Source organism: Pseudoxanthomonas sp. SE1, assembly GCF_029542205.1.
GTDB lineage: Bacteria > Pseudomonadota > Gammaproteobacteria > Xanthomonadales > Xanthomonadaceae > Pseudoxanthomonas_A.
Window position 1 is genome coordinate 873,437 of record NZ_CP113783.1, and the last position, 25,552, is coordinate 898,988.

The window sequence follows — 25,552 nt, forward strand, 5'->3', positions numbered from 1 at the left end:
CGGCGTCGCCGTTCCAGGCGATGCCCGTCGCAGGCCGTCGTCCTGCGCTCACCTCCCTCCACCGGGCGCCAGCCAAGGATTCTCCGGCCGCCAGCCTTCCGGGTTTTCCACCACCCACAGGAATGCTGTACGCCATGATGCGCCCCACGCTGCTGACCGCGGCCGTGTGGCTGGCCTTTGCCGGGCCCGCCTACGCTGCACCCGACGCCACTGCGGCTTCGTCCGCTTCCGCCGATACCGGCACGCATGAACTGGAGCGCATCCAGGTCACCGCCACGCGCAGCGAACGCGCCGTCGCCGATGTGCCGAATACCGTCAGCGTCATCGACCGCGAGGAAATGGACGATCACCTGGTCCGCGACATCAAGGATCTGGTGCGCTACGAACCCGGCGTGACCGTCACGTCCAACTTCGGCCGCTTCGGCCTGGGGGGCTTCCGCATCCGCGGACTGGAAGGCAATCGCGTGCGTATCCAGACCGACGGCATCGCCGTGTCCGACGCGTTCTCCATCGGCAGCTTCTCGAACGCCAACCGCGATTTCGTGGATCTCGATACGCTGAAGCAGGTCGAGATCGTACGCGGCCCCTCCAGTTCGCTGTACGGTTCCGATGCGCTCGGCGGCGTGGTGTCCTTCATCACCAAAGACCCGTCCGACTATCTGGATGACGGCAAAGACGCCTACTTCGGCTTCCGCCTCGGTCATGACAGCAGCTGGAATGGCCTGTTCGGCAATGCCACTGCCGCTTTCGGTGGAGAGCGCTGGAGCGGTCTGGTCAACATCGGCCATCGCCAGGGCCAGGAAACCGAGAACCAGGCCGATGTCGGCGGCACCGGTGCCACGCGTACGCTGCCGAACCCGCAGGAGCGTGATGGCCGCAGCCTGCTGGCCAAGCTGGTTTTCGCACCAGGTGAGGGTCAGCGCTTCAGGCTGACGGTGGAAGGCAATGAAGACAGTGTCGATACCGACCTGCTGAACCAGCAGGGCTACCAGTCGCTCACGCGCGCCACCAACGACCGCGTCATCGCGCGCGATCACCAGACCCGCGCGCGGGTGGCGTTTGCGCATGAATGGGACGGTCTGTCGACGGGCTTCGCCGACAGCTTGGATTGGCAGGTGTATCGCCAGGACAGCGAGACCACCCAGTACACGCGCGAGGAGCGCACATTGGCGGCACCGACGCTGCGCGACATCCGCGAGCGCGAATTCAACTTCGACCAGAGGACGTATGGCCTGCAGGCGAACTTCCGGAAGGCGTTCGGTGATGCCGTGCGGCATGACCTCGTTTACGGCGTGGACGTGGCTCGCAGCGAGACACGGCAGAAGCGCGATGGTCTGAGGACCTTTCCGCTGACGGGCGCCAGCACGCCGGTGATGCTGCCGGACGTGTTTCCCGTGCGCGATTTCCCGGTCAGCAGGACCACCACGGCGGCGCTGTACGTGCAGGACGAAATCGGCTTCGCCGAGGGCGCTTTCCGCCTGGTGCCGGGCCTGCGCGTGGACCACTACCGGCTGGAACCGCGGCATGACGCGATATTCGATGCCGACAATCCCGGCGTGGCGCTGGCCGACATCCGCGAGACCAGCGTGTCGCCAAAACTGGGGATGGTGTGGAAATTCGCGCCAGCCTGGTCGCTGTTCGGCGGCTATGCGCACGGTTTCCGTTCGCCGCCCTACAACGACGTCAACATCGGCTTCACCAACGTGCAGTTCGGCTATACCGCCATCGCCAACCCGGATCTGAAGCCGGAAACCAGTGATGGACTCGAGCTTGGCGTGCGTTACTCGGGCGATGCGATGTATGCCGAACTGAGCGGGTACTACAACGAGTACGAGGATTTCATCGCCTCGATGCGCAACATCGGGTTCGACCCGACATTGGGACCGGCAGGATTGTCCGTGTACCAGTCGCAGAACATCGCCGAGGCGCGCATCCATGGCATCGAGATGAAGGCGGGCATGGATTTCGGTGCTCTGTCCGAGCGCTGGCGGGGATGGTCGTTGCGTGGCGCGATGGCATGGTCGCGGGGCAAGGGCAGGGGGCCGGAGTCTGTGGACCCGGGCAACGGCAACACCGTCGAACAGGTCGTCACCCGTGACCTGGACAGCGTGGATCCGCTCACGGCGACAGTTGGACTGGCCTATGACGCGCGTGCCTGGGGTATTGAACTGGCCGGGCGGTTCGTCGACCGCAAGCAACGTGTATCCGATGCCAGCTACTACCGGCAGCCGGGCTACGGTGTGCTGGACCTGTACGCGCACTGGGACTTCGCGCCCGGGGCCAAGTTCAATGTCGGCGTCTTCAATCTTGCTGATCGCAGCTACATCGAAGCGGGCGACATCGCACTGGTTGCAGCGGGCAGCAGCACGCTGGACCGCTACACCGCGTCCGGCCGCTCGCTGTCGGCCAGCGTGGCGGTGAGTTGGTAGCCGCCATGCCGACGCTGCGCGCATTGCAGGGCTCGATCACCGACGCGTCACGGGATGCGTTTCCCATGGCAGCCCAGATGGCGGCGCTGGGTCCGGTGCTGTGCCTGTACCGCACGCAGCAGGGCAGCGAACTCGCGGGCTGGCAGCAGGCCGTGCGCGTGCAGGCGCATGCGGGACTCGACAGCGATGGCCTGGACGAGAGGCTGTTGTTCTTCGACGCACAGGGACGTTGCTGCTGGCGTCTTTGCCTGCTGCCGGACAGCGATTTCGTGGCTTGGGACCGCCTGGTGGCCTCGTTGCCACTGGGCCTGGGCGAAGACGTGGCCGGCCTGGCCGATCGCCTGTGGCAGCGCCTGGCCGGCCGCCTTCTGGGAGGCCAGTGGCGCGCCTGCGCGCTGCAACTGCATGCGGTGCCGCAGCCTGCCTCGCTGCCGGTGCTGGCGGCCAGCCTGTCGCTGATGTCTGCGCTCGGCGTGGCCACCGCCCGCCGTATCGCGCGCGCCGAAGGTGCCGAACTTGAAAGCGGACTGCACGATTGCTGCTGCGCGCAATCCGTGCGTCCGATAAGCGCAGACGCACGGAATGAAAAGGAGGCGGACGACACCGTCGTTCCGCTGGTCGGATTGCAATGAGAGAAGCCACCATGAAGAAGCCGGTCGCCACCACCCTGTCGATTGTCGCCATGTTCCTCGCCGCCTCCGCAGCGGCCGATCCGGTCCGTGACCGCCAGTCCATCCTGGCGATGCGGGGCGATTACATCGTCGATTTCGCGTTCGACGAAACCGTGCTGCTGCAGCCCGGTTACGAACGCCAGGCGGCGATGCGCAGTGGCGGCGACGAGACGGTGATCGTCGTCGAGGACACGCCGACGAAGATCGTCCTGCAGCACATCCTGGTGGATGCCAGGAGCGGGCATGTCACCAAGCACTGGCGCCAGGATTGGGTGTACCAGGCGCCAACGCGCTTCGAGTTCAGTGCCGACCAGACCTGGAGCGTGCGCCCGGTCCCGGCCGAGGTGAGCCGCGGTGCCTGGACCCAGTGCGTCTACGAAGTCAGCGATGCGCCGCGGTACTGCGGCACCGGTCGCTGGGACTATGCCCACGGCGTGGCCACCTGGACGAGCGATCCCGGCTGGCGGCCGCTGCCGCGACGCGAGTACACCAAGCGCAGCGATTACAACGCACTGTCGGTCGTCAACCGCCACACGCTGACACCGAACGGATGGACGCACGAACAGTTCAACACCAAGGTGCAGCGCAAACCGGACGGCACGCAGGTGGTCTTGGCACGCGAGTTCGGCTTCAACGACTACGTGAAGACCACCGAAGTCGACTTCAAACCCGCACGCGATTACTGGCAGGCAACGGCTGGCTACTGGGCCAAGGTTCGCGCGCACTGGAACGGTTTCCTGTCGAAGGCGCCGGGCGTGCGCTTGAAAACCAAGGTCGATGGCATGGCCATGATCATCCCGCTGTTCACCCAGGCCGGTGATGTGCAAGCCGGCAAGCCGGTGCCGGACGCGGACATCGCCCAGGTGTTCACCGACTGGGTGGAGCCCGCGCCAACCGAACACGCCGACACCGCGGACACAGTCCGCTGACGTTCTCTCCGGCACAGGGATGTGCCGTTCTTTGAAAAAAGACCCCCGCAGATGCGGGGGCAGGGGATTCAGCGAGTCTCTTGTTGTAGTGCGGGTCAGAGCAGAGCGCCGTTCTTGCCGGCGGATGGAACAGGGGGAGCGGGTGGCGGCAACGGGGCGGCTTTTCCGTCCTCGATCGTCCGCACGTTGCCGTCCTGGTCGATGATCATCACGCGCCGGCTTTCGAGGACCTTCGGCGCCTTGCCTGGCATCGCACCGACACGCGGCCGCGTCATTGCGCGCGACATGGCAGGGAGGCGGAACGACGTGGCTTCGGGGACCGTCAGGGTGGTGGTTTGCGTTCGGCGGTCACGCAGGTATTCGATCGGTACCTTGGCTTCTTCGGGCCTGCCACGCAGTGCCTGCATGGCTTCGCGCGGCGTGGTCACCGGCTCGCCTTCGATCCTGAGGATGACATCGCCTGCCTGCAGCTCCTTCAGCTCTTCCCCTGCCGAGAGCACCAGCACGCCGGTATCGGTTCCGAAGTAACGCCCCAGCGATGGATCGACGCGGGCGAGATTCAGGTTGCTCCAGCGGAAGGCTTCGGCCAGGACCGGCAGCCTGCAGTCCTGCTCCTTGCAATCCGCGAGCGTGCCGAGTTGTCGGAGCTCGCGCTGCACTTCCGGTGCGATGCCCACCGGCAGATCATCGAGCGTGATGGTGAGGGCTTCGTCCAGGCCGCTGGGCTCCGGACCGGCCATCCGGTAGGTGGAGAAGGCGAACTGGGGGTTGATCGGGATGGGAGTGGCTTTGACATCGTGGTTCCGACCGTCGCGCCGGTAGGAAATCGACACGGGCACGTCGGTCTTCAAGTCCGCGAGGGCCGCGCGTGCGTTGGCCAGGCGCTCGTCGGCACTGGCGCCGGCAATCGGTTTGCCGCCGACGCCCACGAGCCGATCGCCGGCCTTGAGGCCCGCCTTCGCCGCGCCGCTGTCGGGCGTGATGCCAGTGATTCGCACGCCGGTGTCGTCATCGCCGGTCAGCAGGACGCCCAGGCGTGGTTTGCGCTGGAGCGGGGTGCCCGGATGCAAGGCATGCGCGGGCACGGAGGAATTCCGCGACAGTTCGGCCACGCGCCTGGCGGCCCGTTGGAGGTCGGCACGTGCCGTTTCCAGCTCCTTCTGTTGCACGGCGCTTTCGTCCTGGCGGGCGAGGCTGTCGAGGGGGGATGCCGCTGCGATGATCAGCAACGAAGCGGTGAGCAGGGCGGGTTTCATGCGTGCCTCCGGCATGGGTCGGTATCGGGTCAGTAAATCGCGGTATCGGGGTGCGGATAGGATTCGCCGCGCGCCACTTGCCAGCGCTGCGTGGTCTCCACGCCGGTCAACTGTCGAAGCGTGTCCACGCGTGCCTGCCACAGTTCCGTCTGCGTGTCGTTGGGCAAGGCGGCCTGCGACAGCGCCACGTCGATGCGGGCCACCCGCTCCTGCAGACCGGCGGACAGGGCTTCCGTGGCGGCGTTGGCCATGCGCGATTCCGGCAGCCGCGCCAGCACGGCTTCCAGTTGTGCCGATTCGGCATACAGCGCGTCCAGCGGATCAGTGACGGGGGGCGCGGCGGTCTTCGCAGGGTCGACGTCACCGGTGGGGCGTGCCGCGCGTTGCCGGGCGTCCGGAAGGATGCTGCGCTGGAGCGTGGACGGCGCAGCTGCGGCGTCCGTGGCGCGCTTGTCGATCGGGGTGGGCAGGCCTTTCGCGGTCTCCACATATAAAGGTGGCGAGTCCGTGTGCGCCGGCGGAGCGGGTTGACGTGTCGAGGTGGTTGGGGGCGCGGGTGAAGGAGCGGTTGGGTTCGTCCATCGCAGGGGCAGCACTACGGCGAGCGCAAGCGCGGCGGCCATGGCCACGCGCCGCGGCCAGCGATGGGGCGGTGCCACCACGGACGGAGGCAGGCGGCCAGCCAGCGTCGCCCAGCTGTCTGCGGGTGCTGCTTCCAGGGGCAGGCCTGCAAAGGCGTCTCCCCAGTCGCGCGGCATGGCGTCGCGGGCGCGGACTTCAGGCATGGACGGGTTCCTCGATCTGCAGCAACGCACGCAGACGACGGGTGCCGCGTGAAAGTTGCGATTTGGAGAAGCTGGGCGTGCGCTGCATCAGTGCAGCGATCTCGTCGTGGGTATAGCCCTCGGCGTGGTACAGCCACAGCACGCTGCGGGTGGCGGCCGGCAAGGCATCGAGCGCGCGCTGCAACAGGAAGGCGTCGGCTGCCGCCGAGGGTGGCAGGCCCTGGTCTTCTGGCAGGTCGTCTTCGTCGACCGCAATCTCGGCCACCAGCCGTTTCTGCCTGCGCAGGCGGAGCAGTGCTTCGTTCACCGCGATCTGGCGCAGCCAACCCCAGAACGGGCAGTCGGCGCGATAGTCGGGCAGATGGTGGAACAGTTTCAGCATGGTGTCCTGCAACACGTCGCCCGCCTGCTCCCGGTCGCCGCAGATGCGCAGCGCCAGCGTGAACACAGGGCGCTCGAACCGTCGATAGATCTGTTCGAACGCTTCCCTGCATCCTGTGCGCGCACGGGCGACCAGGCTGTCGGGGACGTCGATGGCGAACTGCGATCGGCTCAAGCGGGGGGATTCGTCGGGTTGTCCCATACAGGGATGCGGCAGAGGGCAATACCGTCGCAGCGTGCCGAAAGTTCATCGATCACCGGCACGCCTTTGCCCCGGACGGCCGAGCCCACGGGTCTATACTGGGTCGCATCAGGGACCAAGAGGGGAACATCGATGTTCGAGACCAGTTTCGTGGCCATCATCCTGCTGGTGGCCGGCGTCATCATCCTGTTCAAGACCGTGCGGATGGTGCCGCAGGGTTACGAGTGGACGGTGGAGCGCTTCGGCAAGTACACCCACACGCTGGATCCGGGCCTGCACTTCCTGGTGCCCATCATCTATGGCGTGGGCCGCAAGGTGAACGTCATGGAGCAGGTGCTGGATGTGCCCAGCCAGGACGTGATCACCAAGGATAACGCCGTGGTGAAAGTCGACGGGGTGGTGTTCTTCCAGGTGCTGGATGCCGCCAAGGCGGCGTACGAGGTGTCCAACCTTGAGGTCGCAACGATCGCCCTGGTGCAGACCAACATCCGTACCGTGATCGGTTCGATGGACCTGGACGAATCGCTGAGCCAGCGCGAGACCATCAACGCGCAGTTGCTCAGCGTGGTGGACCAGGCCACCAATCCGTGGGGCATCAAGGTCAACCGCATCGAGATCCGCGACATCCAGCCGCCGCGCGACCTCATCGACTCGATGGCACGGCAGATGAAGGCCGAGCGCGAGAAGCGCGCGCAGATCCTGGAGGCGGAGGGCTCGCGCCAGTCCGAGATCCTGCGTGCCGAGGGCGAGAAGCAGGCCGCCGTGCTGGAGGCCGAGGGTCGCAAGGAGGCCGCGTTCCGCGACGCCGAGGCACGCGAGCGCCTGGCCGAAGCGGAAGCCAAGGCCACCCAGATGGTCAGCGACGCCATCGCGAAGGGCGATGTGCAGGCCATCAACTACTTCATCGCGCAGAAGTACGTGGAAGCCTTCAAGGAACTGGCCACGGCGCCCAACCAGAAGTTCGTGCTGATGCCGATGGAGAGCAGCGGCATCATCGGCTCCATCGCCGGCATCGCCGAACTGGCCAAGGAGGCCCTGGGCAAGCAGCAGGCCGCGCCGCCGCGCGTGCCGCCCAGGATGGGAGGCTGAGCCATGCGCTGGGACGTTGCGGGTTGGGCGGCGGTGGCGCTGTTGCTGTTCGCCGCCGAGACCATGGCACCAGGCGCCTTCATGCTGTGGATGGGCTTTGCCGCCGTGGTGGTGTTCATCGGCGTACTGGTGGTGCCGGGCATCCCGCTGCTGGCGCAGGTGGCAGCTTTCGTCGTGCTGAGTTTCGTGTCCATCCAGATCTACCGCACGTGGTTCCGCGGCAAGGGTCGCCAGAGCGACAAGCCGCTGCTCAACCGCCGCGCGGAGCAACTGGTCGGTACCGTGGCCGTGCTGGACCAGGCCATCGTGGGAGAACGGGGCCGGGTCAAGATCGACGACGCGTTCTGGACAGTGGAAGGGCCCGACCTGCCGGTCGGTACGCGCGTGAGGGTGATCGCGGTGAATGGCATGACGCTGAAGGTGCAGGAGGCCTAGGTGGGTGCGACGGGGCTGGCGCGATCGATGTCCGTGCTGGCGACGCTGTCCGTCACGGCGGCGGACCTCGTCGGCCGGGTGATGCCGCCGTATCCCGACGGGCTCGACGAACTGGGCGGGAGTTGCGTTTCCCTGTCCCGGGATCCTGACCGTCTGTGCGAGTACTCGGTCGGCGTGTTGGCCTCGCCCGCCGCCGACGAGAGCGATGAGCCGGTGCCGCGCTTCGTGGTGGCCGGCCAACTGGCGGGACGCGACGGGCCTCGCGCGCAATGGCGCATCACCGATGCCGTGCCATACGCGGGCGACCGGCCCGGCTACTACCTGCAGTTCGGTACCTGTCGCGTGAAGGGGCAGGACGATGCCCGCGTCGCGGCCATCGTGCGCCAGCACGACACGGCGACGGAATGGTTGAAGGATGTCGCCTGGGCGGGTCGCCTGCGCCTGCCCGATGCCCGTTTCGAGGTGCTGGATGCGCGCACTGTCGACTGCATCAACGAGGCGTACTACGGGTTGTAGCGGCGGCGCACCCTGCTGGTGCGTTCTGGGATAATGCGCTTCTTTGCCCGCCCGGACGCCGCCATGACCCAGAAGACCATCCTCAACGACACCCATCGTGCGCTCGGCGCCAAGATGGTCGACTTCGGCGGCTGGGACATGCCGATCCACTATGGTTCCCAGATCGAAGAGCACCACCAAGTGCGCCGCGACGCGGGCATGTTCGACGTCAGCCACATGACCGTGGTCGACCTGCGCGGCGCGCGCACGCGGGAGTTCCTGCGCCAGCTGGTCGCCAACTCGGTGGACAAGCTGCAGAAGCCGGGCAAGGCGCTGTACACCGCCATGCTCAACGAAGAAGGCGGGGTGATCGACGACCTGATCATCTATTTCCTGGACGAGGCGTTCTTCCGCCTGGTGGTCAATGCCGCCACCCGCGAGAAGGACCTGGCGTGGATCACCGCGCAGGCCGCCGCGTTCGATGTGCAGGTCACCGAGCGCCCCGACTTCGCGATGATCGCCGTGCAGGGTCCGACGGCGCGCGAGCGCGTGCACGGCCTGCTGCGCGAGGAGGACCGTGCGAAGGTCGCCAAGCTGACCCGGTTCGCCGCCACCGACACCACCAGCACCGACGGCGTGCCGTTGTTCGTTGCCCGCACCGGCTATACCGGCGAGGACGGTTACGAGATCGTGCTGCCGCAGGCGCAGGCGGTGGCGTTCTGGAATGCGCTGCTCGATGCGGGCGTCAAGCCCGCCGGCCTGGGCGCGCGCGACACCTTGCGGCTGGAGGCGGGCATGAATCTGTACGGGCAGGACATGGACGACACCGTCTCGCCGTACGAAGCCGCGCTGGCCTGGACGGTCGCGCTGGACGAAGGTCGCGCCTTCACCGGCCGCGCCACGCTGGAAGCACAGAAGGCCGGCGGCGCGCCGCGGCAGATGATCGGCCTGGTCATGGATGAGAAGGGTGTGCTGCGCCACGGCCAGAAAGTGCTCACCGCGCATGGCGACGGCGAGATCCTGTCCGGCACGTTCTCGCCGACGCTGGGCAAGGCCATCGCCTTCGCGCGCGTGCCGGCCGGCGATATCCCGCTCGGTGCCGAGGGCGGCGTGCGCGTGGACATCCGTGGCAAGGAGGTGCCGGTGCGTGTGGTGAAGTTCCCGTTCGTGCGCGACGGCCAGGCCCAGCCCGGCGTGCTGGAGTGATCGCACCCCGGCATTCTTCACCCGCGCATTCCTCCGCTAAACTATCTTTCCCTACCCGAACCCAGCAGCGATCCGGAGCCCCCCATGAGTGAGATTCCTGGCGATCTGAAATTCCTCAAGTCCCATGAATGGGCCCGCCTCGAAGGTGACGGTCGCATCACCGTCGGCATCTCCGACCACGCGCAAGGCCTGCTCGGCGACCTGGTCTACGTCGAGCTGCCCAACGTCGGCGACCGCATCGAAGCGGGCAACGCCAGCGCGGTGGTCGAATCGGTGAAGGCCGCGTCCGATGTCTACAGCCCGGTCACCGGCAAGATCGTGGAAGTCAATGCGGCGCTGGCCGACAAGCCCGAGACCATCAACGAGGACGCCTATGGCGAAGGCTGGATCTTCGTGATCGAGGCCGAGGAGCCGGACCAGCTCAACGACCTGCTGTCGCCCGACGACTATGCCGAGCTGATCGAAGACGACGACAACTGAGGCATCCGTACAGGCTGTCCCCCGACGGGGAACCGGCAACGATGGAACCTGGCGTTCCCCGTTGCCGGTTCCCCGTTTCGTTTCCTGCGCCTGCGTGGCGCAGGGAAATCCCCGTCGGCACCCAAGGCGAGTCACTGGCCGCCAGGCGCGCCGCGTCCGCCGTCGCGTTGCGTGGAGGGCGACACGCGCGAAGGGTCGTGGCCGACGAGCGGCGAAGCGGAATGACAGGTACACCTGCCTGATGCGCGCGCGCAGTGACGCGCCGTGGCCGCGATGCGATGCCTTGCCGCGTCGACTTTCCGGCGCCGGTGATGGCGGTGAAGTCGCCGGTGGAAGGAAAAATGTTTGCGCAAATCGGCGCAATCCGACTTGTGCGACGCGAAATCGGACACCCTCGACGAAAGTTTTTTTTAGCCGGTGTTCAACCCGCCAGGGCAGTAGCGCACAGCCTTCGAGGACGCATCGCATCATCGCTTCAACCTTCGGGTTGCAGGACCCCGGAGAAAAAAAAGCGCGTTTTACCGATGTTTTTTTTCAGGTGCATGTCCGTCAGTCGAATCGGGTGCGCCCATCGGCGGCGCGGCGTTGCCGCCATCCGCGCTTGCCGGCGCCGTCCGGCCATGACGACCAGAGAAAAAAAGTTGAGCGAAGGTGTTGACACCTTGAAAAACCGTGATTAGGTTTCGCCCCAAGCAGAGCGTCCTGCGGAAGCGAGTGAGTCGAATCAACACGACAGCGCGAAAGACAACACAGCCCATCGTCCGCACCGGGATCACGGTGGACGCAGGCCTCGCTTCCCCCGGAAAAACGCAAAGCACCTATTTCATCGCACCCGTGTCGCCTGGCGACACGGGTGTTTTCGTATTTGTAGGGAGCCGGGTTTCGCACGCCTGGCACCCTGGGGAATCCGCATCGCCGCGCGTGTCGCGACGACGGCTGCCGACGGGTCCGACTCCCGCGGCGTTTCTTGCAGCTGGGCCTGCCTCCGGGCAGATGTGCTGTAACCAGACGTAAAAATCCATAGTTCATTGACGAGGAGCCATCACATGGCAACGAAGAAAGCTGCGAAAAAGAAACCGGCCGCCAAGAAGGCTGCCAAGAAGGCCACCAAGAAGGCGGCTGCTAAGAAGACCGTGAAGAAGGCAGTGAAGAAGGCTGCCAAGAAGGTCGCCAAGAAGGTCGCCAAGGCCAAGAAGGCAGTGAAGAAGGTCGCCAAGAAGGCTGCGAAGAAGGTAGCCAAGAAGCCGGCGAAGAAGGCCGCCAAGAAGACCGCGAAGAAGGCCACCAAGAAGTCGGCCAAGAAGGTAGCCAAGAAGCCCGCCAAGAAGACGGCGAAGAAGGCTGCCAAGAAGACCGCGAAGAAGGCTGCCAAGAAAGTAGCCAAGAAGCCGGCCAAGAAGGCCGCGAAGAAGGCCGCCAAGAAGCCTGCCAAGAAGTCCAAGAAGAAAGCGGCCCCCGTCGCGCTGCCGGCAACCCCGGCTCCGCTGATCTAAGCCAACCCGATTAGCCGTAACACCATGGACTCTCTCCCTGTGCCCAGCGGGGGGAGAGTTTTTTTATGGGCGAACGGCTAGGCTGCATCCTTTGGAAAGGGAGGAGAGCGCGGATGAGGTTCTTCAAGTGGGTACTGGCGGCGATTGCCGCCGTCGGGTTGGTACTGGCGCTGGGGGGGCTGCTGCTGCCGGCGACGACCCACGTCGAGCGCAGCGTGGTGATCGACCGCAGTCCCGAGCAGGTCTTCGCAACGCTCAACTCCTTCGAGCGCTTCAGTGCCTGGTCGCCATGGGCGGAGTACGACCCACAGGCCAGGTACACGTTCGAGGGACCGGCCAGCGGCGTCGGTGCGCGCATGCGATGGTCCGGCAATCGGTCCGTCGGCAGCGGCAGCCAGGAGATCACCACCAGTGAGCCGCACCGGCGTGTCGTGGTGGCGCTCGACTTCGATGGCAGCCAGGCGCAGGCAGCCTACCTGCTGGAGCCGGAAGGAGATGGCACGCGCCTGACATGGGCGTTCGATACCGAGCACGGCATGAACCCGTTCAAGCGCTGGCTGGGGCTGGTGTTCGACCGGATGATCGGCGCGGACTACGAGAAGGGACTGCGCAAGCTCAAGTCATTGCTGGAAGGCACGCAGGCCTGATCCGATGGGCACGGCGGCGGGCAGTCCGCCGTGCACCGGCATCTCAACGCGGAGATGCGGTGCTGCGGTGCGAAGACGTACCGCTGTCCTTCTTGTTGTCCGCAGGCGTCGCCTCAGGCGACTCGGCCAACAGCAGGTCGTAATCCGCCGGTGTCTCGACCCACGGTTCACCTGGCAGGCCCATCGCACGATCAAGGATGGTCGGCAACAGGCCGGAAGGGAGTGAGCTGTCGCTGTTCCACACCATCGCCACGCCCAGATCCTGGCCGGGAACCAGTGCGACCAGGCCGCGATATCCCTGGACGGCGCCCGCGTGGAAGACGACCTGCTGACCCGCGTAGTCGAACACGCGCCAGCCCAGTGCATAGCTGGCCGAATGGATGCGCTCGCGACGCCAGCCGCCCCGCATTTCGCCCGGCGTGGTGACCACGGGGGCATGCAGCGTCGCCAGCAAGGGGGCCGGAAGCACGTCGGGGCGATGGCCTGTCTGGGCAATCAGCCACTGCGCCAGATCGCTGGCGCTGGCATTGACGCCGGCGGCAGGGGGCAGGCGGTAGTAGGTGGGTTTGGGCGTCAGCGAGACCCAGCCGTTGCGGCTGCGCACGTGCGGTCGCGCCCAGCGCGTGCTGCCTTCGATGCCGGCCAGGCCCATGCTCGCATCGTTCATGCCCAGCGGCTTGAAGATGCGCCGGTCCACCGCCTGGTCGTAGAAGGTGCCGGTGGCGGCGAACACCACATCGCCGATCAGGCTGAAGGCGACGTTCTGGTAGGCATAGCACTCGCCGGGCGCGCACTTCAGCGGCGCGTAGGCCAGCTTGCGGGCCACGTCGTAGTACTCCGCATTGGCTTCGATGTCGCGATCGAAGGCGTTGTGCGCCTGCAGGCCGACGCTGTGGCTCAGCACGTCCGCGACGGTCACGTGGGAGGTCGCGTTCGCATCGCTCAACTGGAAGCCCGGCACATACTGGTTGACCTTGCTGTCCCAGCGCAGCGAACCGTCCTGCACCATCAGGCCGGTCAGCGTGCTGGCGAACGCCTTGGAGAGCGACGCCAGCCGGAACACCGTATGCGCGTCGACCTGTTGCGGGTTGACCACATCGGTGACGCCATAGCCCCGTGCACTCATCACGCGACCGTTGTGGACGATGGCCATGGCGAGGCCGGGAACGCGATGCCCCACGGTCAGGTGTTCGGCCATGGCCTCGAACGCACGCACGTCGAACCCTGCTGCGAGAGGCTGGATGTTCTGCCCAGCCAGCGCCGTGCGGTACGGGCGTGGTTGCGTCGGCGAGGCGTAGGCGGCCGCACTGGCCACGGTATTGGCGGAGACTGCGGCGCTTTCAGTACCGTGATGGGTGGATGTCCAGCGCAGCGGTGTCTGCGCCGTGGACGACAGCGTCAACGGCAGCATCAACCCGATCAGGCCGATCCGGAAGATCTGCAGCGAGCGCCGGCTTGTCTTGTGTTTCATCGTACGTGACGCCTGCCCAGGACCTTTGCCTCCCGGGATCATAACGCCGCTTTTTTCGATTGCACAAACAGGGAGAGATTCCATGTCCATGTTGTTCATCCTGTTGCTGATTACAGGTGTGGCGGTCGTCCCAGTTCAGTCGGGCGCGGGCGCCTGCGACAGGCACCTGAACACGTGCGACACGTTCAGGAATGCCTGCTTCCTTCGCATGCAACTTCTGCGCCGTTTAGATGCGATCCGCTGCGATGCGGGCGCGTGTGGAGCGTCGTCGAGGCTCGAAGGCCCGCAGTCTAAGCGCCTCCGGCGACGCATTCAGCATGCGCCATGCGCTGCGGCGGGAAGCGGCCGGGCTGAATGCGGGGCTGGGCCGTAATCGCAACACGTGGCCGCTGAAGCGGCGTCATGCGCGCGCAGCGCGCCGCCCGGCCCGCTCAGTCGGCGGTGGCAAACGCGGCGGCCGCCGTGGCCGTCGCGTGCGCACGGTTGGCGGACAACACCGGTAGTCCGCGAATCAGGTCCGACGCGCGCTCCGCGATCATGATCGTCGGCGCGTTGGTATTGCCGCCGATCAGCGAGGGCATCACCGAGGCGTCGATCACGCGCAGTCCCGCGATGCCATGCACGCGCAACTCGGAATCCACCACCGCGTCTTCGTCTTCACCCATACGGCACGTGCCGACGGGGTGGTAGACGGTTTCGGCCTTGGCGCGGATGAAGGCGACCAGTTCGGTGTCCGACAGGTCGTTGCGTGCGGGGTGGATGGGCGCGCCACGGTAGGCATCGAAGGCCGGCTGCGCGAACAGGTCGCGCGACAGCTTGGCGCATTCGACCATCATCTTCAGGTCGAAGCCCTCCGGATCGCTCAGGTAGTTGGCTTCGATGCGCGCATCGGCGCGCGGGTCCTCGCTGGCGAGCAGGATGCGGCCACGGCTGCGCGGGCGCAGGAAGCAGGCATGTGCGGTATAGCCGTCGCCCGCCAGCCGGTTGCGGCCGTGGTCGTCCAGCATCGCCGGCACGAAGTGCATCTGGATGTCGGGGCGGTCGTCCGGAGCCAGCGACGAGCGCACGAAAGCGCCGGCTTCGGCGATGTTGCTGCTGCCCGGGCCGCGGTGGCCGCGCAGGAAATAGTCGAAGGCGGTCTTGAGCTCGCTGGCCCGGTCGTAGGTGATGCGCTGTGTGCTGTGTTGCAGGGTGCAGATGTCGAGATGGTCCTGGAGGTTGCGGCCGACGCCCGGCAACGCGTGGCGCACGCTGATGCCCGTCTGCTCCAGATGCTCCGCCGGCCCGATCCCCGACAGCATCAGCAGGTGCGGCGAGTTGATCGTGCCGCCGCTCAGCAGGACCTCGCTCCGGCAACGTACGACGACTTCATGGCCGCCACGGGCGTAGGCCACGCCGATGGCGCGCCCCTTCTCCAGCAGGACGCGGCGGACCAGTGCGCCGGTGACGATGTCCAGGTTCTGCCGGTCGCGCGCGGGGTCGAGGTACGCCACCGCCGACGAGCAGCGCGCGCCGTCCTTCTGCGTGACCTGGTAAAGCCCGAAACCCGCCTGCGCCGCGCCGTTGAAATCGTCGTTGCGGGTGTAGCCGGCCTGCATCCCCGCCTCGATGAAGGCGGCGGACAGCGGATTGGTGTAGCGCAGGTCGGACACGGACAGGGGGCCGTCGCCGCCGTGGAGTGCATCCGCGCCACGCGCGTTGCGTTCCGAGCGGCGGAAGTAGGGCAGTACGCTGTCCCAGTTCCAGCCGCCCGCGCCGGCATCCGCCCAGTCGTCGTAGTCCTGGGGAACACCGCGGATGTAGCACATGGCGTTGATGGAACTGGAGCCGCCGAGCACCTTGCCCCGTGGCCACCACAGGCGGCGGTTGTCGAGGTACGGTTCGGGCGCGGTGTCGTAGTTCCAGTTCACGCCCTTCTGCCCCACCAGCTTGGCCAGGCCGGCCGGCATGTGGATGAAGGGATGCCAGTCGCGCGGGCCGGCTTCCAGCAGCAGCACGCGACAGGCGGGGTCTTCGCTCAGGCGGTGGGCCAGGACACAGCCGGCCGAACCGGCGCCCACGATGATGTAGTCGTACACATGCTGCCCTGTTGCGAAGTACGGCCGAACCTAGCGGCGAGGGGTAGAGCAAATGCTCGGGCCGGCACCGCCACGACGGCGGATGGGCGCAAACACGGATTCGCGATGGGCATGAGTCCGGGAAAGGCTGGCGATGTTGCAGTGCATCGGATACCTTGCGCGCCACAGGCGGGCCTTGTCCGCTCCCGATGATGCGATTGGCAGGCCGCACAGCATGGACCCGTCCTCCCCAGCGACCACCCGGTTCGGCCGGTTCCGCGCCGCGATGACCGAATCGCCGCCGCTGCTGTGGGCCTTCGTCTATTTCTTCTGCCTGCTGAGCGGCTATTACGTGCTGCGTCCGGTGCGTGAGGCGATGGCGGCATCGAGCGACATCGAGGCGGTGTTCCCGCCGGCGCTGATCGCGTTCTTCGCAGGTCGCGGCATCGCGTTGGGCGAGTTCACGCTGCAGTTCATCTTCAGCGCCGTCTTCCTGATCATGCTGGTGCTGCAGCCGGTGTACGGCTGGCTGGTGAGCCGTTTCCCGCGGCGGGTGTTCCTGCCGGTGATCTATGGCTTCTTCATCGCCACGCTGTTGGCGTTCTACGCCATGTTCGACAGCGGCATCGCCGGTCGGGGCCTGGCCTTCATCCTGTGGATCACGGTGTTCAACCTGTTCGCGGTCGCCGTGTTCTGGAGTTTCATGGCGGATGTCTTCACCAATGTCGAAGCACGCCGTTACTACGGATACATCGGTGCGGCCGGCACCATGGGGGCGTTCCTCGGTCCTGCGCTGACCAAGATGCTGGTCGTGCGCGTGGGCATCCCCAACATGATGCTGGTGTCCGCTTTCCTGTTCTCGGTCTGTGTCCTGTGCATCTACCGGCTGCGGAGATGGGCGGTTGCGCGCGAGGCCGAGCGGCGCCAGGTCAGCGGCGAGATCCCGATGGGGGGCGAGGTGCTGGCGGGCTTGAAGCTCATCGCCCGCGAGCCGCTGTTGCGCTGGCTCGCCGCCATGGTGGTGATGGGTGTCGGCGTGGGCACGTTGCTCTACAACGAGCAGAACGCCATCGCGCGCACGATGTTCACCTCGGCCGAGGCCCGTGCCGACTATTTCGCCACGCTGGACCTGGCGGTCAACTCGCTGACGCTGGTCGTGCAACTGCTGCTGACCCGCCTGCTGCTGTCCCGCTTCGGCATCGCGCCCGCGCTGCTGATTCCCGGCTGCGCGATCATCCTCGGATTCTCGATCCTTTCCGCGTCCCCGTTGCCCGTGATGGTAGCCATCGTGCAGGTGGTCACCCGCGCCAGCGAGTTCTCGCTGGCCAAGCCGGCGCGCGAGACCATCTACACCCGCGTCGGCCGCGAGTGGCGCTACAAGGCGGGCGCGGCCATCGACACCGTGATCTACCGCGGGGGCGACCTCAGCTTCGTCTGGCTGCACAAGTTCCTGTCCGCGTTCGGCTCGAACGTGGTGTTCGGCGCCGGCCTGCTGGTGGCCAGCGCCATGACCTTCAGTGCCTGGAGGTTGCTGCGCGAGGAATCGAAGCTGCCTTCCGAGCGCGCCGTCGCCGCTACGCCGCCCGCCGCCGCCAAGGCCTGACGCGGGCCGGCAGACGCCGTGGCGCGCAGCCGCTATGCTGCTGCGACACGACGGCAGGGGGAACGGGAATGGGTGCGATCGCGACGGTGCTGGTGGTGCTGGTAGCAGCGCTGCACGCCTACTTCCTGGTCCTGGAGATGTTCCTGTGGACCAGGCCGCTGGGTCTGAAGACCTTCCGCAACACGCCCGAGAAGGCGGAGACCACGCGCGTGCTGGCGGCCAACCAGGGCCTCTACAACGGCTTCCTCGCCGCCGGTCTGGTTTGGGGTCTGGCCACCGCGCAGTGGAACGTCGTCGTCTTCTTCCTGCTGTGCGTGGTCGTGGCCGCACTGTACGGCGCGTGGAGCGTCAACAAGCGCATCTTCTTCGTGCAGGGCGTGCCGGCGATCGCGGCGCTGGTGGCGGTGTGGCTTCGCTGAGCGAGGTCAGGACCGACGTGGGAGCGACGTAAGTCGCGATTGCGCCGTCAAGGCGCATGGCCAACCTCTGTGCAGGCCGATGCCGTGCGATCGCGACTTACGTCGCTCCCACACCTGCCTCTAAGAACTCAGTGCGTGTCGCGCGCCGGCTTCGGCGACACCCACATGCCGATGCGGGCGCGGAACACGGGTTCGCCCTGCGGATCGCTGACCACGACGTCCATCGGCAGGTCGTAGCCCTCCTCCGATTCGCACGGCTCGAACGCCGGCGTGGCGACGGCATGCATCGTGCCGACCGCCTTCTTCAGGTATTCCACCGTCATGCCCTTGGGAATCCAGCGCATGGAGCGCGGGATGCTGACGTCGGTGGTCAACCCGCCGACGAACTCCGCCAGGTTGCACAGCGCGATCGCATGCACGGTGCCCAGGTGGTTGGTGACCGAGCGCCGATGGCTGATGGTCGCCTCGCCACGTCCGGGCTCCAGCCGCGTCATGCGCGGGCCGATGCTGCCGAAGTAGGGCGCCTTGAAGCAGATCAGGCGCGAGAACAGCCAGTGGCCGAACGGCTTGCGGCTCAGGTTGCGGTAGATCTTCAGGACATCGGCGCTCATCGGAACTCCTGTCGCGACGACGGCGGGACATGCCCGCCGTCGTGATCGTTGACGTGGTGGCGCGTCAGGCCGCTTCGCGCGGCTGGCGCTTGTGCTGCGGCAGGTCGTAGAAGCTGGCCGCGCGCAGTTCGTGGGTCTCGAAGTCGTCCACCGTGATCGTGTCCAGCGTGATCGCGCGCAATTCCTCCAGGAGCTTGCGCTCGTCGGCCGTGATCCAGCCCTCGCGCACGCCTTCGTCCAGCTGCGCGCTGTAATCCAGCGCCTCGATGTCCTTGGTCTTCAGCGCCTTCAGGAACTTGCGCTCGACCGGCTCGGCGGCGACGGCCGTGGCCAGGTAGCTGTCGATGCGGCCGCCGGGGTTGTTCTCGCACGGGGTCAGGAATACGCCCTGGCCCAGGCGGTCGCGCGCCTCGTTCGGCGCCATCAGCAGCATGGCGACGCGATGGCTCAGGCGGTCGCCCGGGGCCACGGCGCGACGGCCGAACGGGAACACCACCGGCCACAGCAGCCAGCCCAGCGGCTTGATCGGGAAGTTGCGCAGCGCCTGCGACAGCGCCAGCTCGATCTCGTACGCGCTGTTGTGGAAGGCCCACGCCAGCAGCGGCTTGTCCGCTTCCGGCGTGCCTTCGTCATGATGGCGCTTCAGCACCGCACTCATCATGTACAGGTGGCTCAGGACGTCGCCCAGGCGGCCGGACAGCGATTCCTTGAACTTCAGCTTGCCGCCCAGCGCACCGAGCGAAATGTCGGTCAGCAAGGCCAGGTTGGCCGCATAACGGTCGAGCTTGCGGAAGAACTTCTTCGTGTACGCGTCGCCCGGTGCGGCGCCGATCTTCGAACCGGTGATGCCGAACCAGAACGAGCGCACCGCGTTGGAGATCGCGCCGCCGATGTGCGGATACAGCACCGCGTCCAATTGGCTGATGCCGGCCTTGGTGTCCGGGTCCTGCGCCGCGCGCATCTCCTTGATGATGTACGGATGGCACAGGATCGAGCCCTGGCCGAAGATCAGCAGGCTGCGCGTCATGATGTTCGCGCCTTCCACCGTGATGGCGATGGGGGAGGCCTGCCAGGCGCGGCCGGCGAAGTTGCGCGGCCCCAGGATGATGCCCTTGCCGCCGACGATATCCATCACGTCCTTGGCGACGTCGCGGCCCATGTTCGTGCAGTGGTACTTGGCGATGGCCGACGGCACCGACGGCACGTCGCCGCGGTCCACGGCGGCGGCCGTGGCCTGCGACAACGCGCTGATCGCATACGCCTTGCCGCCGATGCGGGCCAGCGCCTCTTCCACGCCCTCGAAGCGGCCGACCGACAGGCCGAACTGCTTGCGGATGCGCGCATACGCGCCGGTCACGCGGGCACCGGCCTTCGCGCCGCCGCTGGCGGTGGAGGGCAGGGTGATCGAGCGGCCCACGGCCAGGCACTCGTTGAGCATGTTCCAGCCCTTGCCCGCCATCTCCACGCCGCCGATCAACTGGCTCAGCGGGATGAACACGTCCTTGCCGCGCACCGGGCCGTTCTGGAACGGCGAGTTGAGCGGGAAGTGGCGGCGGCCGACCTCGACACCGTCGGTATCGCGCGGCAGCAGCGCCAGGGTGATGCCGATGTCGCGCGTGTCGCCGATCAGCCCGTCCGGATCGTACATGCGGAACGCCAGGCCGATGATCGTGGCGACCGGTGCCAGGGTGATGTAGCGCTTGTCGAAGGTCAGGCGGATGCCGAGCACGTTGGCGCCGTTCCACTCGCCCTTGCAGACGATGCCGTAGTCGGGGATCGAAGTCGCGTCGGAGCCGGCGAACGGACCGGTCAGGCCGAAGCAGGGCACTTCCTGGCCGATGGCGAGGCGCGGCAGGTAGTAGTCCTTCTGTTCCTGCGTGCCGTAGTGGTTCAGCAGTTCACCCGGGCCCAGTGAATTGGGCACGCCGACCGTGGAGCTGACCACGCTGCTGACCGAGGCGATCTTCTGGATCACCTTGTGGTGCGCCAGCGCCGAGAAGCCCAGACCGCCGTACTGCTTCGGGATGATCATGCCGAAGAACTTGTTCTTCTTGATGTAGTCCCACAACTCCGGCGGCAGGTCGGCATGGACGTGGGTGATTTCCCAGTCGTTGGTCATCTTGCACAGCTCTTCCACCGGGCCGTCGAGGAAGGCCTGTTCTTCAGCGCTGAGCTGCGGCTTCGGGTAGGCGAGCAGCTTGTTCCAGTCCGGGTCGCCGGTGAACAGGTCGCCCTCGAAACCGACCGAGCCGGTTTCCAGTGCGATGCGCTCGGTCTGCGACAGCGGCGGCAGCGCGCGGCGCAGGAAGCCCAGTGCCGGCGTGGTGATCAGCGGCTTGCGGATCGCCGGGATCAGCAGCGGCAGCGCGATCGCCACCACGACCAGGGCCGCGACGACGGTGGCGGTGGGGTTGGCGCCCAGCAGCCAGCACGCGACCAGCAGGCTGGCCGTGATCGCCGCCCAGTAGGCGAGCCGGATCCGGTGGTAGGCAGCGAAGGCGCCCGCCAGCAGGAAGGCGAGGAAGGGGATGACGATGCTCATGGGGTTGCTCCGGACACGGATTCGGTTACATCGGATTCGGCATTACCGGGCGAGGCCGACAGGCTTGCCAGGTATTCCAGCACGGTGGCGGTAAATGCGTCGTTGTCGTCGCCGGCCACCATGTGGGTGGCCTGCGGCAGGTGCACGTGGCGCGCATGCGGCACCAGTGTCTTGAACTCTTCGACGGTCTTCTCCGAGACCAGGTCGCTGCGGCCACCGCTGATCAGCAGCACGGGGCACTGTACCTGGCGCGCAGCCTCGGCGATGGCGTCCTGGTGCTGGGCGCTGTCGCGGGCCAGTTCGTCGACCAGGCGTGGATCCCAGTGCCAGCGCCAGCGCCCGTCGTCGCCTTCGCGCAACAGCTCGCGCAGGTCGTCGGCGGATTTGCGCGTGCGCCGCTGCGGCTGGTACGCGGCGATGATGTCGGCCGCGTGCTCGAGCGATGCGAAACCCTCGGGGAACGCCGTCATGAAGGCGAGGATGCGCTGCAGGCCGGCGTGTTCCCAGCGTGGGGTGATGTCCACCAGCACCATCGCGCGGAACAGGCCGGGCCAGCGCGACTCGGCGATCAGGCCGAACAGCCCGCCCATCGAGGCACCGACCAGCACCGGCGGCTCCGGCTGCTCGCCGGCCAGCACGATCAGGTCGTCGGCGAACTGGTCGCCGGCGTAGGGAAGGTCGGCGGCATTGCGGTCGGATTCGCCATGGCCGCGCGCGTCGTACGCGAGGCCGGCGTAACCCTGCGCCGCCATCCGTTCGCCGGTGCGGCTCCACGCGCCGCGTGTCTGGCCGAAGCCATGCGCATAGATGAGCGCAGGGTGCGACTGCAGTGCGCGAGGCGACGGGAAGCGGCGGATCGCCAGGGCGACATCGCCTTGCCCGTTCACCACGCGATCCGATCCGGCGTGGTCGACGCTGGAGGAGGTCATGGAGGCAGGGGAGGCGTGGGTTACCATACGGCTTAGTATGGGTTGTCGCATTTAGAGCAGTCAATCGGTTCGGCTGCCGGGTTTCACATGCAACCGATTGATTTGCCTTTATTTGTTGTGCGGCGCAACAAACGTACCGCTACACACCCCGGCGTATGGTTAAATGCGGCACATGAGCACACCCAGTCCGGAAACACCCCCCAGCGCCCCGACCCGCAACGCCCGTCTGAGCGCGGACGACTGGGCACAGGCGGCGCTCGACCTGATCGCGGAGCAGGGCGTCTCGGCAGTCGCGGTGGAGCCGCTGGCACGCCGCCTGGGTGTCACGAAGGGCAGCTTCTACTGGCATTTCCCGTCGCGCGACGCGCTGCTGCAGGCCGCGCTGGAACGCTGGGAAGCGGGTGAGCAGGAGAACATCTTCGGCAGCCTGGAAAAGGTCGTCGATCCGCGCGAGCGGCTGCGCACGCTGTTCCAGCTGGTCGGTCACGAGGTGAAGCCGCACATCATCTACAGCGAACTTTTGAAGGCGTTGGACCATCCGGCCGTGCAGCCGGTGATCGACCGCATCTCCCAGCGTCGCCTGGACTATCTGGTCGCCATGTTCCGCCAGGCCGGCCTGCAGCGCACTGATGCGACGCATCGCGCGCGCCTGACCTATGCGGCCTACGTCGGATTCCTGCAGTTGTCGCTGCAACTGCAGCAGCCGCGCATGACCTCGGAAGAATTCGAGACCTACCTCGAACACGTCATCTCGACGCTGATTCCGACTTGATCGTAGGGTGGGCCTTGGCCCACCGCGCGTGATCGTGTCGTCGATGGTGGGCCAAGGCCCACCCTACGGAGCCGCGGAGGACGCCGCCCGCTTCAGCTCCGACAACCGAACGACCACGTAGGCCAGCAATGCCACGGCAAAGAACGCCAGCAGCATCCAGGCGATGCCCTGCAATGTTTCGATGACCGTGCGGTAGACCTCCAGCACCCAGCGCTCGGCGGTCAGCGCGATGATCTCCGTCTTGTCCTTCTCCATCCATTGCGGCGCGGTGATGTAGCGCTCCAGGGCGTGGATGCGCACGCCGGACGACACGCCGACGACGAGGATGGCGAACTTCATGTAACGCAGCCATGCGTGGCTGATGTCGTCAGCGATGATGCGGGTGAGGATGCGCTCGATAGGCTTCGAGAACATCCACGTCACGCCCCATGCGACGGCGGCGGACAACAGAAGGGTGACGGCGAGCAGGGTCAGGAACATGTCGATCTCCTCATGAAAGTGGTCACGCCGGCCCCATCACCGCCTGCCGCACGCCACCGCGCCATTCCCGCTGCTCGCGCACATACCCGCTGCGCTCCAGCCAGCGGAAGATCGCGCGCACGGTGACGACCGGATAGTCGCCTGACAGTCGCGTGCCGACAGGGTGATCGGTGAAGTCGGTATTGGCGGAGAGCAGGCCGCCCAGCACGCGCTTCGAGTACGCGATGTGGACCGTATCCGGCACGAAGCCGTCGCCACGCGCGAATGCGTACGCGCTGCGGCGGTCGTAGATGCCGCGGTCGGCCAGCGCCGCGGCCATCACCTCCACGATCCACGCGGTGGAGTTCTGGTAGTCCTCGCTGCCGGGCCGCGCGATCAGGTTGTAGCGCGGGTGGTGCAGGCTGTGGCGCGGCATCTGCTGCAGGCGCGCGGCGAGCCGGTCCGCCACGTCCGGGGCGAACCAGACGATGCGCAGATCCTGGTTCACCAGGTCGTCGGCGAAGAAGTTCACCAGTCCCTGCGCATACAGGCCGGAGCGGTCGCTGCCGCATTCGTTGAGCAGGTGCACCACCGTCCAGCGCCCCTGCGCGTGGTCGCGCACGGCGAAACCGGCGTGGCTGTAGGCCAGGCCCTGCTTCGACAGATCGGTGCCCACGCGCGCCAGCAACGCCACCGGCGCATCCACCTCATCGAGCTGTTCCGCGGCCAGCAACGCGGTGCGCGCGGCGTCGGCCACCTTGTGCGGCGGCATCTCCAGCTGTTTGCAGGCATCGCCCGCGCGTGCCGTCCCTGGCAGCGCGAGGGCGAAGACGAAACACAGGGTCGCGAGCGCGCGCATCATCCGATCACCCGCCGTAGCGATGGCTGTGGATGTGCGGGCGGGCGGCGTCGTTGGCGATGAAGCACAGCGCTTCACCCGCGGCGCTGAGGATCCATCCCGTCGCCACCACGGTGACGCTGATCGCCGTGCCCACCGCGATGCCCAGCCGCCTTATCGCTTCCGCACTCAGGTAGACCACGAACGACGCGCCCGCGACCACGCCCGCCGCGGCGACGGAGACCGTCACCGCCACGCTGCCGGCGACCACGGCCACGCCGGTGACCACGGCGGAGGCGCCGTGGCCCAGGGCATGGATCACCGCCACCGGCACCTCGATGGACGCCTCCAGGCTGGCCTGCGACAGGCGGCTGGCGCCATCGGATTGCGGCGCGGCGTGGGTGGGCAGGGCGGCGCCGCCGGAGAGCGCGGTGGCCAGGGCCAGGGTCAGTGAGCGGGCGATCAGGCGGTGCATGCGGGGTTCCTCCAGTGGCGCCGGAGGGTGGGCGCAGGCTTCGCGAGGATTCAAGGATCATCGACAAGGTAAGCTCTGGCGGAACGACAGGTATAGGAATCCGCTACCCATGGCCGTCTCGGTGGACCTGATTGATGCACTGAAGCGTTGCCTGCGCGCGCAGGACATGACCTACCGCGACCTGGCCGCGCGCATCCGCATGAGCGAGGCGGCGGTGAAGCGCATGTTCTCCCGCCGTGCGATGAGCCTGCAGCGGCTGGAGCAGGTCTGCGACGTGCTGGACGTGGGCCTGGCCGAGCTGAGCGCCGAAGCCTCGCGCGGGCGCAAGGCGATGGCGCAGCTGAGCGAAGCGCAGGAGCAGGCGCTGGTGGACGATCCGCCGCTGCTGATGGCGCTGTTCCTCACCCTCAATCGCTGGCGCGAGGACGACGTGATGGGCCACTTCGGCTTCACGCCCGCGCAGTGGACCGGCTTGCTGGTGAAGCTGGACCGGCTGGGCATCATCGAACTGATGCCCGGCAACCGCGGCCGCGCACTGACCGCGCGCAACTTCCGCTGGCGCGCCGATGGGCCCATGGAGCGCTACTTCCGGTTGACCCTGCTGTCCGATTACTTCGCCGATCCGTTCGATGGCGAGCAGGACGCACTGCTGCTGCTCAGCGGCAGCCTGAGCATCGACGGCGTGAAGCAGGTGAGGCAGCGGCTGGAGGAAGTCGCGCGCGAGTTCGATGCGCTGCTGGCCCGCGACGCCACGCTCCCGGCGGAAGACCGCGTTGGCGTCAGCCTGGTACTGGCGCAGAAACCCTGGCTGCTGCAGCTTTTCAATCCCTACCGGCGCTCGCGCGAGGCCTAGCCGCCGGGGCGGAGATCGGGCCCGG

At 66.9% G+C, this 25,552-nt stretch carries 25 protein-coding genes; 14 read left to right on the forward strand and 11 right to left on the reverse strand.

Features of this window, described 5'->3' with window-relative positions; translation table 11 throughout:
• Positions 1–134: 134 nt before the first annotated feature.
• From OY559_RS03940 to OY559_RS03950, 3 genes are read left to right on the forward strand one after another with little or no spacing between them, the layout of a single operon-like run.
• Complete coding sequence (locus OY559_RS03940) at positions 135–2,429, forward strand: TonB-dependent hemoglobin/transferrin/lactoferrin family receptor (protein ID WP_277728807.1); 2,295 nt, start codon at positions 135–137, stop codon at positions 2,427–2,429.
• A 5-nt stretch (positions 2,430–2,434) separates the two neighbouring features.
• On the forward strand, positions 2,435–3,061 hold the full coding sequence (locus OY559_RS03945; RefSeq protein WP_277728808.1) for a ChuX/HutX family heme-like substrate-binding protein: 627 nt from the start codon (positions 2,435–2,437) through the stop codon (positions 3,059–3,061).
• An 11-nt stretch (positions 3,062–3,072) separates the two neighbouring features.
• Positions 3,073–4,029, forward strand: a complete 957-nt coding sequence (locus tag OY559_RS03950; protein WP_277729911.1) for a DUF6607 family protein — start codon at positions 3,073–3,075, stop codon at positions 4,027–4,029.
• Positions 4,030–4,124: 95 nt separating this feature from the next.
• Here the strand turns inward: OY559_RS03950 and OY559_RS03955 are convergent, their stop codons facing one another.
• The 3 genes from OY559_RS03955 to OY559_RS03965 all read right to left on the reverse strand — a co-directional run bounded on the left by OY559_RS03955 (position 4,125) and on the right by OY559_RS03965 (position 6,626).
• Positions 4,125–5,285: a PDZ domain-containing protein gene (locus OY559_RS03955; RefSeq protein ID WP_277728809.1), complete on the reverse strand. Its 1,161-nt coding sequence runs from the start codon at positions 5,283–5,285 to the stop codon at positions 4,125–4,127.
• 29 nt (positions 5,286–5,314) lie between these two features.
• On the reverse strand, positions 5,315–5,773 hold the full coding sequence (locus OY559_RS03960; protein ID WP_277728810.1) for a hypothetical protein: 459 nt from the start codon (positions 5,771–5,773) through the stop codon (positions 5,315–5,317).
• A 289-nt stretch (positions 5,774–6,062) separates the two neighbouring features.
• Entirely contained in the window at positions 6,063–6,626 is a 564-nt protein-coding gene (locus OY559_RS03965; RefSeq protein WP_277728811.1) for an RNA polymerase sigma factor, read from the reverse strand.
• 159 nt (positions 6,627–6,785) lie between these two features.
• Here OY559_RS03965 and OY559_RS03970 point away from each other — a divergent pair, with 159 nt between their 5' ends.
• The 7 genes from OY559_RS03970 (at position 6,786) to OY559_RS04000 (ending at position 12,498) form a co-directional block, all read left to right on the forward strand.
• Positions 6,786–7,742 (forward strand): SPFH domain-containing protein, encoded by a 957-nt coding sequence (locus OY559_RS03970; protein ID WP_277728812.1) that lies wholly within the window; start codon positions 6,786–6,788, stop codon positions 7,740–7,742.
• 3 nt (positions 7,743–7,745) lie between these two features.
• The gene (locus tag OY559_RS03975) at positions 7,746–8,177 is read left to right on the forward strand and encodes an NfeD family protein (protein WP_277728813.1); all 432 of its coding nucleotides are present in this window, start codon (positions 7,746–7,748) and stop codon (positions 8,175–8,177) included.
• Entirely contained in the window at positions 8,178–8,693 is a 516-nt protein-coding gene (locus OY559_RS03980) for a hypothetical protein (protein ID WP_277728814.1), read from the forward strand.
• Positions 8,694–8,756: 63 nt separating this feature from the next.
• Positions 8,757–9,878: a glycine cleavage system aminomethyltransferase GcvT gene (gcvT, locus tag OY559_RS03985; RefSeq protein ID WP_277728815.1), complete on the forward strand. Its 1,122-nt coding sequence runs from the start codon at positions 8,757–8,759 to the stop codon at positions 9,876–9,878.
• An 84-nt stretch (positions 9,879–9,962) separates the two neighbouring features.
• A complete protein-coding gene (gene gcvH, locus OY559_RS03990; RefSeq protein ID WP_277728816.1) occupies positions 9,963–10,358 on the forward strand; it encodes a glycine cleavage system protein GcvH in 396 nt (131 codons plus the stop codon).
• Between the two features lie 1,046 nt (positions 10,359–11,404).
• A complete protein-coding gene (locus OY559_RS03995) occupies positions 11,405–11,851 on the forward strand; it encodes a histone (RefSeq protein WP_142123522.1) in 447 nt (148 codons plus the stop codon).
• A 113-nt stretch (positions 11,852–11,964) separates the two neighbouring features.
• Positions 11,965–12,498 (forward strand): SRPBCC family protein, encoded by a 534-nt coding sequence (locus tag OY559_RS04000; RefSeq protein ID WP_277728817.1) that lies wholly within the window; start codon positions 11,965–11,967, stop codon positions 12,496–12,498.
• A 43-nt stretch (positions 12,499–12,541) separates the two neighbouring features.
• Here OY559_RS04000 and OY559_RS04005 read toward each other — a convergent pair whose 3' ends face one another.
• Positions 12,542–13,969, reverse strand: coding sequence for a serine hydrolase domain-containing protein (locus OY559_RS04005; RefSeq protein WP_277728818.1), 1,428 nt, complete (start codon positions 13,967–13,969; stop codon positions 12,542–12,544).
• 431 nt (positions 13,970–14,400) lie between these two features.
• Positions 14,401–16,047, reverse strand: coding sequence for a GMC family oxidoreductase (locus OY559_RS04010; RefSeq protein ID WP_277728819.1), 1,647 nt, complete (start codon positions 16,045–16,047; stop codon positions 14,401–14,403).
• Between the two features lie 214 nt (positions 16,048–16,261).
• Between OY559_RS04010 and OY559_RS04015 the strand changes: the two genes are divergently transcribed.
• Together OY559_RS04015 and OY559_RS04020 are read left to right on the forward strand one after the other, a co-directional pair.
• On the forward strand, positions 16,262–17,629 hold the full coding sequence (locus tag OY559_RS04015) for an NTP/NDP exchange transporter (RefSeq protein WP_277728820.1): 1,368 nt from the start codon (positions 16,262–16,264) through the stop codon (positions 17,627–17,629).
• Positions 17,630–17,697: 68 nt separating this feature from the next.
• Complete coding sequence (locus OY559_RS04020) at positions 17,698–18,048, forward strand: DUF1304 domain-containing protein (protein WP_277728821.1); 351 nt, start codon at positions 17,698–17,700, stop codon at positions 18,046–18,048.
• Positions 18,049–18,176: 128 nt separating this feature from the next.
• Here OY559_RS04020 and OY559_RS04025 read toward each other — a convergent pair whose 3' ends face one another.
• The 3 genes from OY559_RS04025 to OY559_RS04035 all read right to left on the reverse strand — a co-directional run bounded on the left by OY559_RS04025 (position 18,177) and on the right by OY559_RS04035 (position 22,157).
• Positions 18,177–18,659: a hotdog fold domain-containing protein gene (locus OY559_RS04025; protein ID WP_277728822.1), complete on the reverse strand. Its 483-nt coding sequence runs from the start codon at positions 18,657–18,659 to the stop codon at positions 18,177–18,179.
• Between the two features lie 64 nt (positions 18,660–18,723).
• On the reverse strand, positions 18,724–21,201 hold the full coding sequence (locus OY559_RS04030; RefSeq protein ID WP_277728823.1) for an acyl-CoA dehydrogenase: 2,478 nt from the start codon (positions 21,199–21,201) through the stop codon (positions 18,724–18,726).
• Positions 21,198–22,157, reverse strand: coding sequence for an alpha/beta fold hydrolase (locus tag OY559_RS04035; RefSeq protein ID WP_277728824.1), 960 nt, complete (start codon positions 22,155–22,157; stop codon positions 21,198–21,200). The genes OY559_RS04030 and OY559_RS04035 overlap by 4 nt, the downstream gene beginning before the upstream one ends.
• Positions 22,158–22,302: 145 nt before the next feature.
• On the opposite strand from OY559_RS04035, the gene OY559_RS04040 reads away from it, so the two are divergent.
• On the forward strand, positions 22,303–22,902 hold the full coding sequence (locus OY559_RS04040) for a TetR/AcrR family transcriptional regulator (RefSeq protein WP_185741976.1): 600 nt from the start codon (positions 22,303–22,305) through the stop codon (positions 22,900–22,902).
• A gap of 63 nt (positions 22,903–22,965) precedes the next feature.
• On the opposite strand, the gene OY559_RS04045 is transcribed toward OY559_RS04040, so the two are convergent.
• Genes OY559_RS04045 through OY559_RS04055 form a run of 3 tightly spaced genes read right to left on the reverse strand, consistent with a single transcriptional unit; the run spans position 22,966 to position 24,674 of the window.
• Positions 22,966–23,382 (reverse strand): hypothetical protein, encoded by a 417-nt coding sequence (locus tag OY559_RS04045; protein WP_277728825.1) that lies wholly within the window; start codon positions 23,380–23,382, stop codon positions 22,966–22,968.
• A 22-nt stretch (positions 23,383–23,404) separates the two neighbouring features.
• Positions 23,405–24,223: a DUF2145 domain-containing protein gene (locus OY559_RS04050; RefSeq protein ID WP_277728826.1), complete on the reverse strand. Its 819-nt coding sequence runs from the start codon at positions 24,221–24,223 to the stop codon at positions 23,405–23,407.
• A gap of 4 nt (positions 24,224–24,227) precedes the next feature.
• Positions 24,228–24,674 carry a hypothetical protein gene (locus tag OY559_RS04055; RefSeq protein WP_277728827.1) on the reverse strand — a complete coding sequence of 149 codons (447 nt, stop codon included), beginning with the start codon at positions 24,672–24,674 and terminating at the stop codon, positions 24,228–24,230.
• A 109-nt stretch (positions 24,675–24,783) separates the two neighbouring features.
• Here OY559_RS04055 and OY559_RS04060 point away from each other — a divergent pair, with 109 nt between their 5' ends.
• Positions 24,784–25,527, forward strand: a complete 744-nt coding sequence (locus tag OY559_RS04060) for a helix-turn-helix domain-containing protein (RefSeq protein WP_277728828.1) — start codon at positions 24,784–24,786, stop codon at positions 25,525–25,527.
• Positions 25,528–25,552: the final 25 nt, after the last annotated feature.

Excerpts from the sequence above, each read along its gene's own strand:
- OY559_RS04020 (WP_277728821.1), top strand. The coding sequence starts at position 17,698 with ATGGGTGCGATCGCGACGGTGCTGGTGGTGCTGGTAGCAGCGCTGCAC.
- OY559_RS03940 (WP_277728807.1), top strand. The coding sequence starts at position 135 with ATGATGCGCCCCACGCTGCTGACCGCGGCCGTGTGGCTGGCCTTTGCC.
- gcvH (WP_277728816.1), top strand. The coding sequence starts at position 9,963 with ATGAGTGAGATTCCTGGCGATCTGAAATTCCTCAAGTCCCATGAATGG.
- OY559_RS04005 (WP_277728818.1), bottom strand. The coding sequence starts at position 13,969 with ATGAAACACAAGACAAGCCGGCGCTCGCTGCAGATCTTCCGGATCGGC.
- OY559_RS03995 (WP_142123522.1), top strand. The coding sequence starts at position 11,405 with ATGGCAACGAAGAAAGCTGCGAAAAAGAAACCGGCCGCCAAGAAGGCT.
- OY559_RS04015 (WP_277728820.1), top strand. The coding sequence starts at position 16,262 with ATGGACCCGTCCTCCCCAGCGACCACCCGGTTCGGCCGGTTCCGCGCC.
- OY559_RS04045 (WP_277728825.1), bottom strand. The coding sequence starts at position 23,382 with ATGTTCCTGACCCTGCTCGCCGTCACCCTTCTGTTGTCCGCCGCCGTC.
- OY559_RS03975 (WP_277728813.1), top strand. The coding sequence starts at position 7,746 with ATGCGCTGGGACGTTGCGGGTTGGGCGGCGGTGGCGCTGTTGCTGTTC.
- OY559_RS04040 (WP_185741976.1), top strand. The coding sequence starts at position 22,303 with ATGAGCACACCCAGTCCGGAAACACCCCCCAGCGCCCCGACCCGCAAC.
- OY559_RS04060 (WP_277728828.1), top strand. The coding sequence starts at position 24,784 with ATGGCCGTCTCGGTGGACCTGATTGATGCACTGAAGCGTTGCCTGCGC.
- OY559_RS03955 (WP_277728809.1), bottom strand. The coding sequence starts at position 5,285 with ATGAAACCCGCCCTGCTCACCGCTTCGTTGCTGATCATCGCAGCGGCA.
- OY559_RS03950 (WP_277729911.1), top strand. The coding sequence starts at position 3,073 with ATGAAGAAGCCGGTCGCCACCACCCTGTCGATTGTCGCCATGTTCCTC.
- OY559_RS03945 (WP_277728808.1), top strand. The coding sequence starts at position 2,435 with ATGCCGACGCTGCGCGCATTGCAGGGCTCGATCACCGACGCGTCACGG.
- OY559_RS03970 (WP_277728812.1), top strand. The coding sequence starts at position 6,786 with ATGTTCGAGACCAGTTTCGTGGCCATCATCCTGCTGGTGGCCGGCGTC.
- OY559_RS04035 (WP_277728824.1), bottom strand. The coding sequence starts at position 22,157 with ATGGTAACCCACGCCTCCCCTGCCTCCATGACCTCCTCCAGCGTCGAC.
- OY559_RS04030 (WP_277728823.1), bottom strand. The coding sequence starts at position 21,201 with ATGAGCATCGTCATCCCCTTCCTCGCCTTCCTGCTGGCGGGCGCCTTC.
- OY559_RS04025 (WP_277728822.1), bottom strand. The coding sequence starts at position 18,659 with ATGAGCGCCGATGTCCTGAAGATCTACCGCAACCTGAGCCGCAAGCCG.
- OY559_RS04055 (WP_277728827.1), bottom strand. The coding sequence starts at position 24,674 with ATGCACCGCCTGATCGCCCGCTCACTGACCCTGGCCCTGGCCACCGCG.
- OY559_RS04000 (WP_277728817.1), top strand. The coding sequence starts at position 11,965 with ATGAGGTTCTTCAAGTGGGTACTGGCGGCGATTGCCGCCGTCGGGTTG.
- OY559_RS04050 (WP_277728826.1), bottom strand. The coding sequence starts at position 24,223 with ATGATGCGCGCGCTCGCGACCCTGTGTTTCGTCTTCGCCCTCGCGCTG.
- gcvT (WP_277728815.1), top strand. The coding sequence starts at position 8,757 with ATGACCCAGAAGACCATCCTCAACGACACCCATCGTGCGCTCGGCGCC.